Raw genomic sequence first — 17,303 nt, 5'->3', positions numbered from 1 at the left:
AAATTAAATCGTTGTAGTCTTATTATTATGTTAGACAAGAAATAATTTGGATTTTTATGAAATTGTATTTAAATGATATAATTTTTTTAAAAATATTGCAACTAAAATACTTATAATTAAGTTTGTTAAATGTTAAACTTATGAAGTAAAGTTAAGGAGAATTTAAAAATGAAAATTAAAGCACTTAAAAAATTACAGTTATTGACTGTAGTACTATTTATTTTAACTATTTTAATTATTATTGCAGGATTATTATTACTAGGTTTATTTCATGGAAAAGAACTAGTAACTATTAAAAGTAATCATTTAGTTAAAAATACAGAACCTTTAATATATGAATATAATGGTTTTACTTTATGAAGTAAATACAGTTGATATTATATATTAACTAATAACAATATTTGCCTTAATAATTTTGGAAGTTATTATATTATTCATAATTCTTATAATTATTCTTTATTATGGTTAAAAATTGCAGTTATTTTTTCTACAATTGTAGTTCCAATTTTTATTTCTATAATTTTGTCATTAACATTCTTAATTATTGGTTTAAAAAGAAAAATAAAAAATAATAATTTTTGAGATGCTATTGCAAATTGTGAAATAATAAGTAATTATTACATTCATTAATTATGTTTCTAAATTTATTTTATTACATTTAAAAATAACCATTTTAATATAAATTAAAATATTATATGTTCTATTACCAAGCATTTCTTTTAAAACATGTCAAATATTTGTTTCAGTATAACAACCAATATTTCATTTCTTACCTTGATTTTCAATACCTTGTTTATTATTTTTAAAATATTTTTTCTTTAATTTTTTATGATTATCTAATTGATTATATAAATAGTCAATTAATTCATCATATTTACCATTATTAATTAAATTTTTACAGTGATTATATTCTTTTAAATATTTTCCTTTATTTCCAGCCAATATTCCAAGATATAATCTTCTAATTAAATGAAATTTATCTAAAATAAACTCAGCACCTAAATAATCTGCAACATCTTTAATTCACCCTGCACTATCACCACAAATAATTATTTTTGCTTGTTCAACATTTTCATAAAATTTTTTACAATGTTCTTTAATAAATTCAACAGTCTTTTTAACTCCAATTGCTGTTCTTGTTGGTCTTATAATTGCTTTTACTCTTTTATTTTGTACTTTGTGATTAATATTATCTGTATATGTTGTTATTAATCTCATAGAGTGTTTTATACCTTTACGTTTAAAATCTCAAAACTTTCGATGTCCATCATCAATTGCTACAAAAATAGGTTGATTTTTTTCTAATTTTACTTTTACTGGATTTGCTTCAATTACTTCTAAATTCTTAAAAACTCTATGAACAGTGCTAACACTAATACCTGCTTTTTTACAAATAGCACAAATATCATGATATCTTTTTCCGTCAGCAAAATATTCAATAATAATTTGTTCAACATCTTCACCAATTCTTTTATATTTAGGTAATTCTAGTCATTCATCAACTAAACAAACACGAACTCATTTTTGTAATTTTTCATCAAAATATTCATAAATTCTTCTTTTATAAGTTACTGGGCGGTTGTCAAATTTACGAAATAATTAATTATTATATTAGTAACTTATTTCCAAAATTACCATTTAAAAATGATGATAGACAAATTAAATTCTCTTTTACCCTTAAATTTAAATTTATATTCGACGTATTTTAAAAAATATACATTTAAAAGATAAAATAAAAATTATTAACAAGGAAAAAGACAAGAAATAATCTTGTCTTTTTTTGTAATTGTAAAATTTTAAAATTTTTATTATTAACATCCTTTAAATATCTACTACACGCAGTGACCAAGTAGGAGAAGTTAATAATTAATAACCGTCTTTAACGCTATTATCAACACGTGTTAGGGAACTAAAAAAGTGAACTACAACACAGTTGTTAAAAATAGTAGCTAGTATGTGGACTTGCATGGATAAATAAAAAGTGGAGTGATACCTAATAAAATATACTAACCATTAATGGTAATTCTTGGGGTGGGAGCGAATTGGAAACTAGTATATATAGACCTGTTGTAGGGACCTATTGTATTAATTCTATTCTTTATTTAACCAACCTTGCCACTCCCCAGTGAGCAAGTGTTGGTTTTATTTTTTATTTTTTTGAAAAAATTTTTTTGGGCGAGAAAATAAATTTAAAACTTGTAAAAAAAATTGAGCGGTGCCGGTTCAATTAAAATATTAATTTGTTCAACACAAATTAAATAAATATTGAATCGAATGCCTCAATGTTTTTTAAAATTTCATAATTTATTTTTGAGCCCAGTTTTCATGGAATGAATAAAACGAATAGTAGTATTATTAATAATCTAAAAATCAAAATATATGTTCTTTATGCTAGAAGCAACAGAACATATTAGGAAAGGATTATTATGCAAATATAATTTAAAAAAGAACAAATTGTTAAAGATAGACCACAATCTATTCTTATTGATTATGGTGAATATAAATTACAATGTCCAAAATGAATGGTTAAAAATAATAGTTTTATTGCTGATGATAAATATACATATTGAGTTTTTAATTTAGAAAATATTAAAAGAGAATTAAGTGGTAATGAATTAATAAAATTATTAGAACCATATATTAAAGACCAAAAAATAACTGTTAATAAACCAACTGCTCCAAAAGAATATTATCTTAATGATATAAAACTTGAACCATTAAAATTTTATGACCAGCATAATAGTTGATTTATCGGTGAAATAACAGATAACAAAACTAAAATTACTAATCCTTGTTTTAAATATAACATTACGTGAGAAGAAAACAGAAAAGGTTTTAAAATAAATAATCCATATAAACATGATGATTTACCAATTAATTATATAGTTACTTCTTATAAGGAAATTTCAAATCATAATGAAAAAGTATTTTTGTTGAACATGTAAACAAAATAAATTAGATTATTTATTCTTTAATACTAATGATATAAAAACAAGAAAATATTTTTTAAGAGATAAAAATGGTAAAGCAATTTGTTATGACTGTATTTTAAATATTAGGTTAAGTAGGAGGTATAAATATGGATAAAGAAAAATTAATTAGTTGATTAAATTTAATTTTAGATAGTGATATAGAACAATATAATAAAGAAAAAGACATATATTATTTAAATAAATTAAAAGGTTCAATTGATATTATTAAAATTTTAATTAATAAAATACAATGCAGAGAATTTGATTAATATGCAATATGACTTAATTATTGGAATTGACCCTGCTGGAATTGGTAATAATGGAATCGTTATATATTCAAATGAAACTAATAATATTATTTTTAATGAAATATTTAAAACTAAAACAGTTTTAGAAAGTAAAAATATGTATAAAGAATATTTTCAATTAATTCAAAAACAATTTATTAATCAAAAAATATTAATTATTGTAGAAAATTTCTTTTTAAGTTCAAAACAATTATTAACTAATCCATTAGCAACACCTAAAATTATTGGTGCATTAATGGTATTAGTAGAAGATGTTATGAATTGAGATTATTTAGAAAGTGAACCAAAAAATAAAACTAAAATAGAAAATTATAAAGGAAATATAAAATTAACAAAACATGAACAAGATGCATATAAACATATTCAATACTATTTAAGGAATTCTAAAAATGAAAGATAAAGAAAATTATGTCAAATTAAAAGTAAAACTGAGTAACACTATTGAAGCAAAATATTACGAAAAAGTTAATAAAGAATTATATTATAGTGTTCGTGGTCAATGAAATGGTTTAAACTATGTTACTTTAATTTTTAACAACCCAAAATTTTATAGACGCTGTATTTTATTAAACAAAAATGATGAAATTTTAGTAACTGGTCAAATTTTTAATACTTTAAATATTCCTAAAAATCGTGCATTTTGTTCAATTAATGTTAAATGATTTAAAAAATGAAAAGAGTAAAAAATGATATTATGAAAAATTTTATTAATAGTACCAATATTAATAACAAGTATAACACTAATAATATTTTTAATATTTATTATTAAAGAATTAAAAAATGAATATAAAGTTTTAAAATTATTAAATTCAATTGCAAAAAATTTAGAAAAAAAATAATCAAATAAGGAGAATAAATAATGAATAGATGTACATGAACTGAAACAATAACATTTGAAAAATTTATTCATGAACCATATTATGATGAAATTAAAAATGAACAAAGACAAAGACAATGTGAAAATATGACAGATGAGCAATTTGATGAATATGGAAGAGCATATTGTAAAGAAAATAGAATTAAAGTTGATGAAATTAATAAATCAAGACATAAAAATTGTATTAATAAAGAAAAATTAATTAAAGATTTAGAAGAACGAATAACATGACTTACAAATGAAATATCTAATGTTAAATATTTTAAACAAATAGAATTTTATATATGAGAAAAAATATGTTTAAAAGATTTTTTAATTAAAATAAAAAACAAAAATATTGAAATTGGTGAATTTGATTATGAATAAAGAAAAATTAATTATTTCTATGAAAGAAAGAATAGATTTATTAAATAATTCATTAATAGAATATTCATCCAAACTTTATGAGTTAGAAAACTGAATTATAAGACTTGAAAGAGGTGAATTTGACTAATGATAATATTACCTACTTTGTTTGAAAATAAAGATGAAATTGAAATATTATCACCATTTCCAAAAGAAATTCATACAAGTAATGATATTAGAGCAATTATTTTAAGACAATACCCAAATGTTAAATCCAAACACATAATTGTTTCTGACCCAGAAAGTAATGTTGCATTAATAGTTGGTGATAATGATTTTTATCAAGGTTGAATTAAAGTAACAGTTAAAAAATTAGAAATTAAAGGAGAATAGAAAATGCCAAGTATAGAAAATCAATCAAATTATACTTTAACTAAATTAATTAGAACTGGAATAAGTCCAATTTGTGCAATGATTGGTACAAGTGCTTATTATGGTCAAGTAATAGATAATCCATTATTAGGTTCAATTAATAGTAGTAAAAAAATACTATTAGGTTTAGGAATAATTGGTTTAGCAAATTATAGTAAATGAACTGAAAATAATATTAATCCTATTATTCCAAGAACACCAACTCCAATAACTACTACAACTACAACTGAGGGTCCTCCATGATTATTATTAAATAAGCAAGAAAATCAGTCATTAATGGATTGAGATACTTATATTTCATTAAATGCTTATGGTATATCAAATCTTATTAATGGATTAACGGAGTTAGTACCTAATAAATTTGAAACAATAAGAAAGATTTGTAATATGGCTACTGGTGGATGTTTAATATCAAGTGGTGGTGCTATGGGTATTAATAATGATTTTAATAATGCTTATGCAGTACCTACCATAATTGCTGGTGCAAGTGAAATTATCCATAATTTAATACCTATGGAAACTACAAATCATAATGAAGAAATGTAAGAAACATCATTTAATGATGAAACTGCAAGATTAATTAATGACAATAGATTTACTATTAATAGTGAAACTGCAAGTCAATATTATGGTAGTGATAATATGAGCGAAGTACCATTAAATAATGATAATGCTTCATTAAATTGAGATTACAATCACATGAGTTTATAAGGGAGGTGAAAAGCAATGAATAAAGAAAAAATTATTGAATATTATAATAATGAAATTCAGACATATAAAGAGAGAATGGAACAATTAAATAAAGAAATATCTGTATTAGTAAAAATTATAAGTAATTCACAGTCAATGATTGAAAGAATTAATGGTGGTCAATTTGATGAATAATTAAAAATTAAAAATAAATAGTTGAAAGGAAAATATTGAAATGAAAGAATTTTTACATGAATTAATAATTATTGGAACAAGTGTTGGAACATTAATTTGCAGAGAAATTATTGTTTTATTAAAAAGATTTATCACAACTCCAAAACATGTTAGAGCAAATAACAAAATTATAAAACATCAAAAAAAATTAGCAAAATTAAATGAAAAAATTAATAAAGGAGAAAAATAATATGACAAAAATTGAATTTAATGAAAAATATAGAAAACAAGATATCAGTATTGATAGAGATTTTGATTTACATATTGATAATTGTTTTAAATTTTCTGATATCAATACATTAGAAAATGCTGTTAATGATTATAAAAAACTAATAAGTGAAATGCCACAATTAGTTAAAGATTGATTACTGGGATAAGATTAGGAGAATGTTAAATGTTAGAAAATGAAAATAATGTTCAACAAACAACTGAACCTTTAACTGAAAATAATGCTCAACAAGAAATAGAAAATAAAGTTAATGAAGCAGAAAATAAGTTAAATAAACTTAATCAAGAAATTAAAGAAAAAGAAATGATTAATATATTTAAAAAATATCAAGTTAAAACTGAATTTTATGATTATTTAAAATTTAAAACTAATAATTTAGAAAATTCAAAAATTGAAGAAACTATTAAAAAAATGATTAAAGAACAACCAGTATTTAAAGAAACAATTAATACAGGTGGCAATAAACAAATAATTATTAATAATAAACCAAATGATAAAGAAAATTTTTTAATTAATTATAAAAAGAAAAATTATTTATAAATGAAAGGAAGAAATAAAATGTCAGTACCATTTAATCAAAATTTAGACAATACAGAGAGATTAGTAGAAGCACCAGAATTTATAGAGTTTTTTAAAATTTCAAATAGTCCATGGGCAAACTTTTTTCCTACTGAAATTGTTGACTCAGTAAATATTGAGTTTATTGTTAAAAAACCAAAAAAACCAGAAGTAAAAATTATTCCTTGAGATGATAAAAGTAAAAGATATGAATTACCATATGTTGATACAGATAAAATTAGTAAAAAAATAACTAAAAAATATCTTGCAGGAGAAATTATTACAGATGTAGATTTAAAAGCAAATAATGGTCAAAATTTATTAGATAGTATGCAATATGAAGTTGCAAATGATTTAGCAGATAAATTGGCAATTGATGATACACAAGCAATTGCAAAATTTGCTACTAAAATCGATATTGAAGATACAACACCAGTAGGCTATTTAAAATCAATGTTATCTGCTTGAAATACTTTGTTTCAATTTAGAAATATTGCAAATAGTAAATTTTTTATTACTAATGGTCTTTATGATAGTTTAGTTTATTTAGCAGATAATAAAGGTTTAATTACTGATAATCAGTTGGCACAACAATTACGTTTAAATGGAAATAATTTATATGTAAAAGGTGTATTATGTGAAATCGTTCTTGATGACTATATGGTTTTTACTAATGATAAAAATGAACAACAATTAATGACCTTTATTTTAGCAACACCAAGAGCAATGAAAAGATACATGATAGAAAATACAGTTATTTATGTAGATTTTATTAAAGATGATAAAGCAGGAAGAGCATATAAAGTTGCTGGTGAAGTTGTTGGAGAAGCAATACCATATATTTCTAATAATGAAACAACATCAAGATGAATGTTATGTGGAGTTATTAAAACAGAAAAAACTGATTTAAAAACTAAAATTACAAGTTTAACAATTGATATTACTGCAAATGTTAATAACAATAATAGTGAATTAAATACACAAATAAAAAGTACTAATGAAGTTAAATCATTAAATCCAAATTTAACAAATTCAACTATTAAATATTTTAGTGATGCACAAGGAAAAACTAATGTAAGTAATCAAAAACAAAAAGCCGGTGACTTATATATAACTATTACTGCAAATGTTAATGACTTAAATTATAAAGGAACAACAAATCAAATTAAAATAACTCTTAAATAAAGGAAATTAATACCATGCCAATAGGTACAACTAATACAGCAATACTTTTAAACATAAATAAACCCAAACATACTAGAATAAGTAAACAACAAGAAAATAAAAGTTTTTGATGAGAAATTTTAGAAATGATTGGTGTACAAGTAATAGCAGTAGCACTTGCTCCTTTTACTGGTGGATTAAGTGAAAGCGTAGCCCTTGGATTAGGTGCAAGTGATTTTATTGCAAGTGCCATTAATTTTGGTATTTATGCTACAACTGATTTTACTATTAATCAAGTTTATGATTATTTAAAAGGAAATGTAACAAAATGAAATACTTTCTTTAATATACTACCTGCATTTGCTGGACTTAATAAAATTAGTCGTGGTTATCGTACTACTAAATTTATTAAACTAACACAAAAAACTAAAACATTAGAACAAATTGGCGTTAAAGAAGCAAAAAATTTACAAGAAATTATTAGTCAAGTAAGTGGAAAAGAAATTTTAACAGATAAAATTATTGGTAATAAACGTTATTTAATGAATTATAGTTTTACTCCTAATCGTGAAACAGTATTACGAGATTTAGGTTATGTTGCTGAAAGACAATATAAGAATAATTTTCAAAAACTAGAAACACAAAAGTTAAAAGAACACTTATTATTACAAAATACATTAATAAAATTAAGTCCACAATTAACTCCTAAATTTAAAATTAAAGATATTGAAAAAGCAAATAACTTTTTAAAAAAATTTAATACTGATTTAAAAAAAGTACTATCTATGAATCAACATGATTGATTAAATTTAGTTCATACAATATATACAGAAAATAGATATGGAAAAACTTTAATTTTAGATTTACAAAAAATTCGTGCTAATGCTATTAAATTTAATTTTAAAAAAAGTTCAATTCATAAGATTGTTTTAAATGCAAATAAAATTTTTAAATATTTGGATATTAGATTTTATTTAAAAAAAGGTTTAAATAAATTTTGAAAAAATACACCATATTTTGAAAAAATACGAGAAAGTATATATAAATTACAAGAAAAATTTGAAAAGTTAGAAAAACAAGCATTTGAAAAGATTAATAAATTAAAACAAAAAGCAACTGATTTATTTACTAGTGCAGAAAAAAGAGCAATTAAACATGCACAATTAATTCCATTAAATTCACAAGTATTTATGGGTTGTAAAATTCAACCTTTATCATTAGATAAATGTGCAATTACTATTTATCATCGCAATCCTAAATATAAACCAATTACAGTTGTTGATAGTATTCTTAAAGCAAAAACTTTTGTTACTCAAATACATCCATTTCATTGATATCGTTGATATAGTGGTTGATACATTGGTTATGGTATTAATCGTAATAAATGATTAAAAGCAATAGCATTTGCTCCACCAGTGGTACAACAAGTAATTAGAGATAGTTTTAAAGTATATAGAGAAATATTTAGAATAATAAGAACTTATCATAAAGTAGTAAATGTTATTAATAATCCTATTGAAAATATTAATAAATCATTTAAAAGTGTTGGTTTAAAATTTTCAGTTAATACTTTATTTGGCACTGGACTATTACATCATTTAGAAAAATTTGCATATAGTCAAGTTGTAAAAAAAGGTAAGAAAAAGTTACAAAAAGAAATTATCCATATATCACATAGAAAAACTAAAACAAAAACTAAGCATTATAAAAAAGCATTTTTTAAGGAATGATAAATTATGATTAATAAACTTTGAACTGATGTCAGTCTTGAAAATTATAATAACTGATATCCATTAACTGGAAAAATTACAGAAACCCCACAGCAATATATACAGACATGACCTAATGTTAATGATTGATTTAAAACTTTTGCTATTCGTGCTCAAAATGATATTAATGCTTATCTTGATTTTATTTTATCTAAATTTCCTTTTGATAGTTTTAAAGATGAATTAATTAAAGAAACATTAAGAGATATGGTTTATGTAATGGTTGAACATTGAGTATTTAATCGTACACCAATTGAATTTAATGTTGATGCTACTATTCAATTTAATAATGGTAGTCAATTTAGTGCAAGTAGTATTCCTACGATTAATGTTTGAGATTTAGCACCTAGTAGAATGAAAATATGAGCAAGATTAACAGAATTAAAACAAATATTTTCAAGTTATAATGATGATGAAATAGATATTGAAAAAATTGACTTAAAAGCATTTTATACTAGAAATCAAGTTGATGAATTAATTGAACAACAAAAAGAATTTACATTATCAAAACAAATTAAATTATATGATGATTTAGTTGATGATAATGAAAATGAAATATACAGAGGTCCTGTTAGTAAATTTGTTAATAAAGGTTATGTTGCAACAGATTATGATAAAGAAACTGAAACAATGATTTTAGATTGACCAGATGAAATTGGAACATTACCACAAGAAGCATTACAAAATAATCCACAAATTGGTGATTATACACATGCACCAACTTGTGATTTTTCTGCTAAACAACAAAAACGAATTACTACAAATGAAAATACTATTAAATTATTAGAAACTAAAGTTGATAATAATATCAAATTATTAGAAAATAAAATTGAGATTAATAAACAAAATATTGATGATATTAAAAATAACTGATTTAATATTGAAACTAGTCCATTATGAAAAGAAATATCAAATGAACTTTCAACTGATAATTTAAATAAAGAAATATTAGTAATATGAGGTTATATTTATGAAAGTGATATTTATAAATATAAATATACTAGAAAATCTATATTTAAATTAGATAAAGAATCTGCAATAAAATCATATACTCTATTAGATACTTTTTATTCAGATGAAATTAATAATATTAGATTATATTTAACTTGCATTAATTATAAAATTCGTGCAAGTGCTACATCTGGAACATATTACTCAGGATTTATTTCTAAAATATATCAATATATTGGAAAAGGTACACCAACTGAATTTATAGCAGAAGAAACTTCTGGACATGATTATTATACAAAACAAGAAACTAATGAATTGTTGGATAAAAAGCAAAATATTGATGATGAGAATTTACAAACAGTTGTTAAACAAATTGTTCCAGCAATTAATGAAAATAAACTAAATATTGATAAAAAACAAGATAAATTAATTGCTGGTACTAATATAACTATTGATCAAAATAATAAAATTAGTGCTACTGGTGGTAAAGTAGATTTATCTGATTATTATAAAAAAGAAGAAATAGATAAAAAATTAGAAGATAAAATGGATAAAGACCATTTTAAATATGCTTTTTCTATTAATACTATTGGTACTGAAATTCTTAGTTTAGAAACTACTGATAAAACTATTGCTGGTGCTATTAATGAAATTATCAAAAAACAGCCACAACCAATTCCAATTCCTCCAAGTGGTTCAAATTGAAAAGAAGTAGGAGAAATTATAACAGATAAAAATAATAATAATCAAAATTATATAAAATATATATTTAAAGATAAAACACATTATAGAATATATATAAGTTATGGTGATTATACAACTAAAGAAAATAATAAAAATTATAGTTGACAAATAATTAATTTTTATTATCAATTAGATACAAGCGTTGTAAAAAGTAGTTTATGAATAGCAAATAATAACAATAACCAACAAACTGAAATTAATATTTATAACAATAGAATAATGTGGGGTATGGGTAGAGATTATATTTTTAAAAAATTAGAAGAATTACAGGAATAATATTATGTTTTTTAAAATTATAAAAATTATTTTAGGTTTAATAGGAGTAATTTTATCATCAGCAACAGCAGGTTTAATTATATTTATCATTGTAAAAATCATATTAAAAATTAATCAAATATTTTAAGAAAGGTGGTGAATATTATGTTAGGTAAATTTTTTAGAAAAGATAAAAGCAATATTAATGATAATCAAAGTGAAAAATTAAAATTTTTAACTAATAAAAATAAAAGTACACATGCTTCTATTTTAAATTATTTTGGTTTTAATGATTTTAACCATGAAACTTATTTTACTGATTTTGTAGCAGAAAATAATGCTAATTTATATAATGCTCCATTAGAAATTAATAATGAAACCATTAAACAATATTTAATTCAACAAGAATTTTATAGAAAAAATTGAAATTCTATTTTTAAATTAAGTAAATTAGGAATTAGTGGTTATTTAATTTATATTGCAAATGATAATTTATATTTTCAAGTAGTTGACATACAACAAAGAGTTTATGATATTACTGGTAAATTAATTCAATGTACTATTTTTTATGATAATTATGAACAAAATGCACAAACTGTAAGATTATTTGAAGTTTATACATTAAACAATGAACAAGTAACAATTAATCGTGCAATTTATAGTATTAATGATACTAAAAAACAAAATAAATTAGATTTTAAATCATACATTAATAATCCCAATTTAGTACAAGAACAAATACTAAATATTAATTATATACCAATAGCAATTATGAGAAATAAAGCAAATGAACAAGCAGATTGTGATAAAGTAATGGATAAAATTAAAGCATTAGATGTTATTTATGAACAAATTGTTTTAGATACTATTTTAAACTCACCTAAATTTATATTTAGTCAAACTTATGGTAATGTTCAATCAGCATTAGAAGAAGCAGTAAGAACTTTGGTTACTAAAAACTACATATTTAAAAGTGGTGGAGATAATAATGAACAAAACGAAAATATCAATATGACAAATAGTAATTTTAAAGGTAAAAATTTAACTGATATATATGATTGAAATGTTAATGAAATATTTAAACGTTGTGGTATTCATATACCAAGTCAAAAGAAATCAGCACAACAATCAGTTCCAGAAAGTACAGCAGTTAATATTTCAACCATTAATTATATTGAACAAAAATTATGACAATTTAATATTGATATTCTTAAATTTATTCAAATATTAGTACGTATGGATAAAGATTTATTAAATAGTAAAACATTTAACATTAATGATGAACAAAAAATTAATAATTTAACAGTTAAATTAAAATTATTTAATCCCAAAAATAACCAATTAATAGGAGAGAACAATGGAAAACAACAACAAACCACAAACGAAGTTTCCACAGAAACAAACTAAACTTAATCAAGCAGAAGTAGAAAATGATTATTTAATTGATAATATTCCTTATGACTTTACTAATATGATGCGCGCTACTAGTGACCCAGATATTAATAGAGCATACGATGAATTTAAAAAAAGAACTTTATATATTTATGAAATTGAACGCTTATTTAAAAATAATGAAAATAATAGTTTAAGATTTTCAGCAAATACTATTAAAATTGGTTTTATTGATATTGATAAAGTATTAAAAGCTACTGCTGTTGAAACATCAGACTTTACTATGCAATTAAATCAAAGAGCAAGTACAAACATTAATGATAATACTATTGAATATAGTATGACTGATATTAAAAATTTAATTTTTCAAGAAATAAATTTATTAAATCAATTTAAATTATATGCAGTGAGTATAAATGAACCATTAACTGAAAATAATATTGATAATTTATATATTATTAATAATTATTCACAACCTTATCAAAATCCAAAAACAAGAAGTACTAAAAGTATAACTATTATTAAAATTAAAGATTTTAAAACAAGAGATGGTTATCCAATCATTATTAAATTACAAAAACCATTAGACAAAGATACCAAAGTTATTGGTTTAAAAATTAAAGCTCCTAGAAGCATGATTTTTGGCAATATAAAGGTACTTGGTGAAGTTGACAATATGGAAGTATACCCAAAGTTATTTGTTAAAGATAAGATAGCATTTCCGCTATTATCAATGCCTATTGAAACGCAACCAAAAGTTAGAATATTACAACAATGATTTAGTGAACAAATATTATCTTGAAACTTAGCAAAACAATTTATAAATCAAGAAAAATCAGTTTTAGATTTAATTGCTATTGGTGGAGGTAAAGAAACAAGAAAAGAAATAATTAAAAACGCAAGAGTTACACATGCTTGATTAGGATATTTTTTAAGTTCTTATTCTTTTGGAGAATGACCATTAAAAGAAAAGAAAGAACTTAAAGATAAAGAAGTATGAAAAATTCAGAGTGGTCCAATTGGTAAAGAATATACAAGTATTGCTACAAATGATAAATTTTTAGATGTTGAATTAGAAATAAAAGATGCACCAACTAATGATAGTTTACAACAACTATTATTAAATATGTTAAGTTATACATATAACTATAATAGAAATTTTGAAGGAGCAACTTATGATGAACATACGGGTAAATCAACAAATAAAATAGCAGAATTACGTGATACATTTTCGGGACAAAAACCTGATGAAGTTATTACTAATTTATTTAAGCAATGAGAATTAGATTATCCAAATTATATTGATTTATTACAAGTTAAAATATTTAAACAAGTATTTATTATGTTGTCAAAATATATTTATTCATCTTTATCAATAAATAAAGGATTAAATGATGATAATAAGATTTTATTACCTTACTATTTTGAATTAAAATCAAGTCCAATAAAACCTAATAAAAATGATATTTGGCAATTTAAAGATGTAAAGGTAATATTAAAATCTCCATATTTTGATTTTACTGATATTAATGACATTAAATTAAAAAATAATGATATTAGTCAAAATGAATTATTCAAGTTAGATGACAATCAATTTAATTGATTATCAATTACCAATGAATTAGAAAGTAATAATATTCCGTCATTAATTCCTGCTGATTGAACATTAGCTAACGGTGAATATGGAAAATATTTTACAAGAATAATTATTGAAAAAAACAAAATTGAAAACGCTTTAAATTTATATGGTTCAAATAAATCTCAACTATTTTCTAAATTAGAATTTTATAAAGAAATTTTAAAAATTGATAATAATAGTGAATTTGAATTACAAATTGAAAATCCGATTAACAACTTAAATCGGATTGAAATTAGTGGTATATTTGGTGCTGGAAATTATGATTTAATTTTAATAACCGATAAAAAAGAAATAAATTTACAAAATATTAATTTATTTGATAAATATAATGAGAATATTTCTTATATAAATATAGAAATTTAATTATCAAAAATATCCATCAGGATAATAATCTTTAACTCATGGTATATCTATTCTTTCAACAGAATCTCCATCATTATAAAATTTGGTTTTTTTAGGAGTATCAGCAAAATAAATTTTAAATTCACTTTTAATATCAACTGATATATTATGAATATCAGACATTCATATTTTTTGAACTCCCATTATAGGTTCCTTATTTGATGCTAAAAAATATTTAAGTCCATTAAGATTATGGATAATTAACCCCCATGATTAATCCTATTGTTCCAGTTGTTGCACCAGTTAGTGCTAATGCTAATGTTATTTTACTTAAATTTGCTTTTATTCATGTTTTCATAATAAATTTCTCCTTACTTATATTTTTATAAAATTGTACAACGTTTTGAACAACATTTACTTTTTTTGATATTTTGTTTTTGTTTATTGTTTTTTATTTTTTTATCTTCTACTACTTCATTTAAATTTATATGTTCTCATACTTCTTCATTATAAGTGATTGATTGTCTAACTCCGTTTATATTATCTACATATCATGTTGTTGTATTATTTTTAGATGTTTTCATATTAAATTACTCCTTTTTTCCTTGATTTTACTTATAAATTGTACTATTTTTGATTATTTTTACAAGTATGATTTTAAACGCAAAATAACGCCTAAATTAAAGGTGTTTATTTTATGATACCTATATTATTAATTGAATGCTACTTGCTTATTATATTGAAAATATGAAAGTACTTTTTTTCGCAATACCATTATTTTAATAATAATTACGTTCTTATGTGGATTATTGTGAATAAAATAAATTATTAATATTATTTACCATATTTTAACACTTTAAATTTATGTAAATTAAAATTAATAATTAGTATAAAAAAGATTAGGAGAGCAAAATATGAGTTTTAATTATAAATGAAATTTTAGAGAAGAAAGTGCAAAAATTGATAAATTAGTTTTAGAATATATAACAAATAAGTGAGAAAAACGAGATTGAAGAATATTTAAAACAAGAGACAAAAAGAAATATAAAATTGTTGATTATCAATATCGAACAAGAAAAATAATGTATGGATTAGTAACTTATAAAAGAAGAATTTATGAATATTTTGATGAAAAATTACAAAAATGAGTTCGTGTTTGTTTAGTTGATGAATGACTAGAATTACCTAAATATAAAAGAATTGGTGAAGATGTTGAACAAACTATTATTGAATATTTTGCTGATGGAAAAAGATATCATGATATTTGTGCTATTTGTAAAAAAGCAGGTATTAGTCTTAGTTCTATTCATAGAGTTTTTAAAAATTTAAAAGTAATTGAAGCAAATCCAGTAAAAGTAAAATTAGAAAAAAATCAACCTATTTTTGTAGCAATTGATGATGGACATCGAAAGTTTTGAGATTTTAAACGTAAAGGTATAAAACACTCTATGAGATTAATAACAACATATACAGATAATATTAATCATAAAGTACAAAATAAAAGAGTAAAAGCAATTATTAGACCAACAAGAACAGCAATTGGAGTTAAAAAAACTGCTGAATTTGTTAAAGAACATTGTCAAAAATTTTATGAAAATGTTGAACAAGCAAAAATAATTATTTGTGGAGATAGTGCTGGATGAATTAAAGATGTAGCAGATTATCTTGGTGCTGAGTTTGTTTTAGATAAATTCCATTTAATTAGAACATTATATCTTGGTATAATGGCGGGAAATAAAGGAAAATATTGAAGTGAATATAATAATTGTAAAGATTTCATTAATAATGGTCAATATGAACAATTAATTGATTATTTATATAAAGAATTAGATAATCATAAAAAGTTAAAAAAACAATATTTTAAAAATAATAAAAAAGGTATTGTTAATCAAGGTGCAAAATGAAATATTGGTTGTTTTACTGAAACAAATATTTGACATGTTTTAAAAGAAATGATTGTTAATAGAACATATAGTATTTTTATTTATATAAAAATGGTTATTTTTAAATGTAATCAAATAAATTTAAAAACATAATTTTACTTATTTTAAAATAAAAAATTAAAAAAACTTATTAAATTAAAAGTTAATAAGAATTTTTGTTATATATTTATGTTAATTAAATTATTAAAATATTTTTATAATTTATAAAATTGAGTATTTTAATTGTAATATTTTTAAATTAGTAGTAAGATAAATTTACAATTTCATAAAAATCCAAATTATTTCTTGTCTAACATAATAATAAGACTACAACGATTTAATTTATTCCGGATTTTTGACAATCTACCTTACTGGGCGGTTGTCAAATTTACGAAATAATTAATTATTATATTAGTAACTTATTTCCAAAATTACCATTTAAAAATGATGATAGACAAATTAAATTCTCTTTTACCCTTA

At 21.8% G+C, this 17,303-nt stretch carries 26 protein-coding genes; 23 read left to right on the top strand and 3 right to left on the bottom strand.

Going from position 1 to position 17,303, the window contains the following annotated elements; translation table 4 throughout:
- The first annotated feature begins 168 nt into the window (after positions 1–168).
- Positions 169–630: a hypothetical protein gene (locus AACK81_RS05300; protein ID WP_338960349.1), complete on the top strand. Its 462-nt coding sequence runs from the start codon at positions 169–171 to the stop codon at positions 628–630.
- Here the strand turns inward: AACK81_RS05300 and AACK81_RS05295 are convergent, their stop codons facing one another.
- A complete protein-coding gene (locus AACK81_RS05295; protein WP_422397554.1) occupies positions 631–1,530 on the bottom strand; it encodes an Mbov_0401 family ICE element transposase-like protein in 900 nt (299 codons plus the stop codon).
- Between the two features lie 512 nt (positions 1,531–2,042).
- Between AACK81_RS05295 and AACK81_RS05285 the strand changes: the two genes are divergently transcribed.
- The 21 genes from AACK81_RS05285 (at position 2,043) to AACK81_RS05185 (ending at position 14,922) form a co-directional block, all read left to right on the top strand.
- The gene (locus tag AACK81_RS05285; RefSeq protein WP_338960344.1) at positions 2,043–2,231 is read left to right on the top strand and encodes a hypothetical protein; all 189 of its coding nucleotides are present in this window, start codon (positions 2,043–2,045) and stop codon (positions 2,229–2,231) included.
- A gap of 291 nt (positions 2,232–2,522) precedes the next feature.
- On the top strand, positions 2,523–2,945 hold the full coding sequence (locus AACK81_RS05280; protein ID WP_338960342.1) for a hypothetical protein: 423 nt from the start codon (positions 2,523–2,525) through the stop codon (positions 2,943–2,945).
- Positions 2,917–3,087: a hypothetical protein gene (locus AACK81_RS05275; protein ID WP_338960340.1), complete on the top strand. Its 171-nt coding sequence runs from the start codon at positions 2,917–2,919 to the stop codon at positions 3,085–3,087. The genes AACK81_RS05280 and AACK81_RS05275 overlap by 29 nt, the downstream gene beginning before the upstream one ends.
- On the top strand, positions 3,080–3,241 hold the full coding sequence (locus AACK81_RS05270) for a hypothetical protein (RefSeq protein ID WP_338960339.1): 162 nt from the start codon (positions 3,080–3,082) through the stop codon (positions 3,239–3,241). Before AACK81_RS05275 ends, AACK81_RS05270 begins: the two co-directional genes overlap by 8 nt.
- Before the next feature lies 1 nt (position 3,242).
- Complete coding sequence (locus AACK81_RS05265; protein ID WP_338960337.1) at positions 3,243–3,680, top strand: hypothetical protein; 438 nt, start codon at positions 3,243–3,245, stop codon at positions 3,678–3,680.
- Positions 3,670–3,963, top strand: coding sequence for a hypothetical protein (locus AACK81_RS05260; RefSeq protein ID WP_338960335.1), 294 nt, complete (start codon positions 3,670–3,672; stop codon positions 3,961–3,963). Before AACK81_RS05265 ends, AACK81_RS05260 begins: the two co-directional genes overlap by 11 nt.
- A 3-nt stretch (positions 3,964–3,966) precedes the next feature.
- Positions 3,967–4,119 (top strand): hypothetical protein, encoded by a 153-nt coding sequence (locus tag AACK81_RS05255; protein WP_338957299.1) that lies wholly within the window; start codon positions 3,967–3,969, stop codon positions 4,117–4,119.
- Positions 4,120–4,139: 20 nt separating this feature from the next.
- The gene (locus AACK81_RS05250; RefSeq protein ID WP_338960333.1) at positions 4,140–4,523 is read left to right on the top strand and encodes a hypothetical protein; all 384 of its coding nucleotides are present in this window, start codon (positions 4,140–4,142) and stop codon (positions 4,521–4,523) included.
- Positions 4,516–4,650: a hypothetical protein gene (locus AACK81_RS05245; protein ID WP_338956809.1), complete on the top strand. Its 135-nt coding sequence runs from the start codon at positions 4,516–4,518 to the stop codon at positions 4,648–4,650. The genes AACK81_RS05250 and AACK81_RS05245 overlap by 8 nt, the downstream gene beginning before the upstream one ends.
- Complete coding sequence (locus tag AACK81_RS05240) at positions 4,650–4,895, top strand: hypothetical protein (RefSeq protein ID WP_338960331.1); 246 nt, start codon at positions 4,650–4,652, stop codon at positions 4,893–4,895. Before AACK81_RS05245 ends, AACK81_RS05240 begins: the two co-directional genes overlap by 1 nt.
- Positions 4,896–4,898: 3 nt before the next feature.
- Complete coding sequence (locus AACK81_RS05235) at positions 4,899–5,480, top strand: hypothetical protein (RefSeq protein WP_338960329.1); 582 nt, start codon at positions 4,899–4,901, stop codon at positions 5,478–5,480.
- A gap of 180 nt (positions 5,481–5,660) precedes the next feature.
- Complete coding sequence (locus AACK81_RS05230) at positions 5,661–5,819, top strand: hypothetical protein (protein WP_338960327.1); 159 nt, start codon at positions 5,661–5,663, stop codon at positions 5,817–5,819.
- 40 nt (positions 5,820–5,859) lie between these two features.
- On the top strand, positions 5,860–6,048 hold the full coding sequence (locus tag AACK81_RS05225; RefSeq protein WP_174481134.1) for a hypothetical protein: 189 nt from the start codon (positions 5,860–5,862) through the stop codon (positions 6,046–6,048).
- A 1-nt stretch (position 6,049) separates the two neighbouring features.
- Positions 6,050–6,235: a hypothetical protein gene (locus AACK81_RS05220; protein ID WP_174480219.1), complete on the top strand. Its 186-nt coding sequence runs from the start codon at positions 6,050–6,052 to the stop codon at positions 6,233–6,235.
- Positions 6,236–6,252: 17 nt separating this feature from the next.
- The gene (locus tag AACK81_RS05215) at positions 6,253–6,627 is read left to right on the top strand and encodes a hypothetical protein (protein ID WP_338960326.1); all 375 of its coding nucleotides are present in this window, start codon (positions 6,253–6,255) and stop codon (positions 6,625–6,627) included.
- 18 nt (positions 6,628–6,645) lie between these two features.
- Entirely contained in the window at positions 6,646–7,830 is a 1,185-nt protein-coding gene (locus AACK81_RS05210) for a hypothetical protein (protein WP_338960324.1), read from the top strand.
- A gap of 14 nt (positions 7,831–7,844) precedes the next feature.
- The gene (locus tag AACK81_RS05205; RefSeq protein WP_338960322.1) at positions 7,845–9,542 is read left to right on the top strand and encodes a hypothetical protein; all 1,698 of its coding nucleotides are present in this window, start codon (positions 7,845–7,847) and stop codon (positions 9,540–9,542) included.
- Between the two features lie 3 nt (positions 9,543–9,545).
- Positions 9,546–11,549 (top strand): hypothetical protein, encoded by a 2,004-nt coding sequence (locus AACK81_RS05200; protein WP_338960321.1) that lies wholly within the window; start codon positions 9,546–9,548, stop codon positions 11,547–11,549.
- 4 nt (positions 11,550–11,553) lie between these two features.
- Positions 11,554–11,676 (top strand): hypothetical protein, encoded by a 123-nt coding sequence (locus AACK81_RS05195; protein WP_255495924.1) that lies wholly within the window; start codon positions 11,554–11,556, stop codon positions 11,674–11,676.
- Positions 11,677–11,693: 17 nt separating this feature from the next.
- Positions 11,694–12,935: a hypothetical protein gene (locus AACK81_RS05190; protein ID WP_338960319.1), complete on the top strand. Its 1,242-nt coding sequence runs from the start codon at positions 11,694–11,696 to the stop codon at positions 12,933–12,935.
- Positions 12,886–14,922, top strand: a complete 2,037-nt coding sequence (locus tag AACK81_RS05185) for a hypothetical protein (protein WP_338960317.1) — start codon at positions 12,886–12,888, stop codon at positions 14,920–14,922. The genes AACK81_RS05190 and AACK81_RS05185 overlap by 50 nt, the downstream gene beginning before the upstream one ends.
- On the opposite strand, the gene AACK81_RS05180 is transcribed toward AACK81_RS05185, so the two are convergent.
- On the bottom strand, positions 14,923–15,084 hold the full coding sequence (locus tag AACK81_RS05180) for a hypothetical protein (protein ID WP_338960315.1): 162 nt from the start codon (positions 15,082–15,084) through the stop codon (positions 14,923–14,925). It lies immediately after the preceding gene.
- A 200-nt stretch (positions 15,085–15,284) separates the two neighbouring features.
- Positions 15,285–15,485: a hypothetical protein gene (locus tag AACK81_RS05175; RefSeq protein ID WP_338960314.1), complete on the bottom strand. Its 201-nt coding sequence runs from the start codon at positions 15,483–15,485 to the stop codon at positions 15,285–15,287.
- 330 nt (positions 15,486–15,815) lie between these two features.
- Between AACK81_RS05175 and AACK81_RS05170 the strand changes: the two genes are divergently transcribed.
- Positions 15,816–16,937: an Mbov_0401 family ICE element transposase-like protein gene (locus tag AACK81_RS05170; protein WP_338960312.1), complete on the top strand. Its 1,122-nt coding sequence runs from the start codon at positions 15,816–15,818 to the stop codon at positions 16,935–16,937.
- Positions 16,938–17,303 lie beyond the last annotated feature (366 nt).

This window comes from Spiroplasma endosymbiont of Lasioglossum villosulum, assembly GCF_964020195.1.
In the GTDB taxonomy this organism is placed as follows: Bacteria; Bacillota_I; Bacilli_A; order Mycoplasmatales; family VBWQ01; genus Spiroplasma_E; species Spiroplasma_E ixodetis_A.
This window is presented reverse-complemented; position numbering and strand designations above follow the sequence as displayed.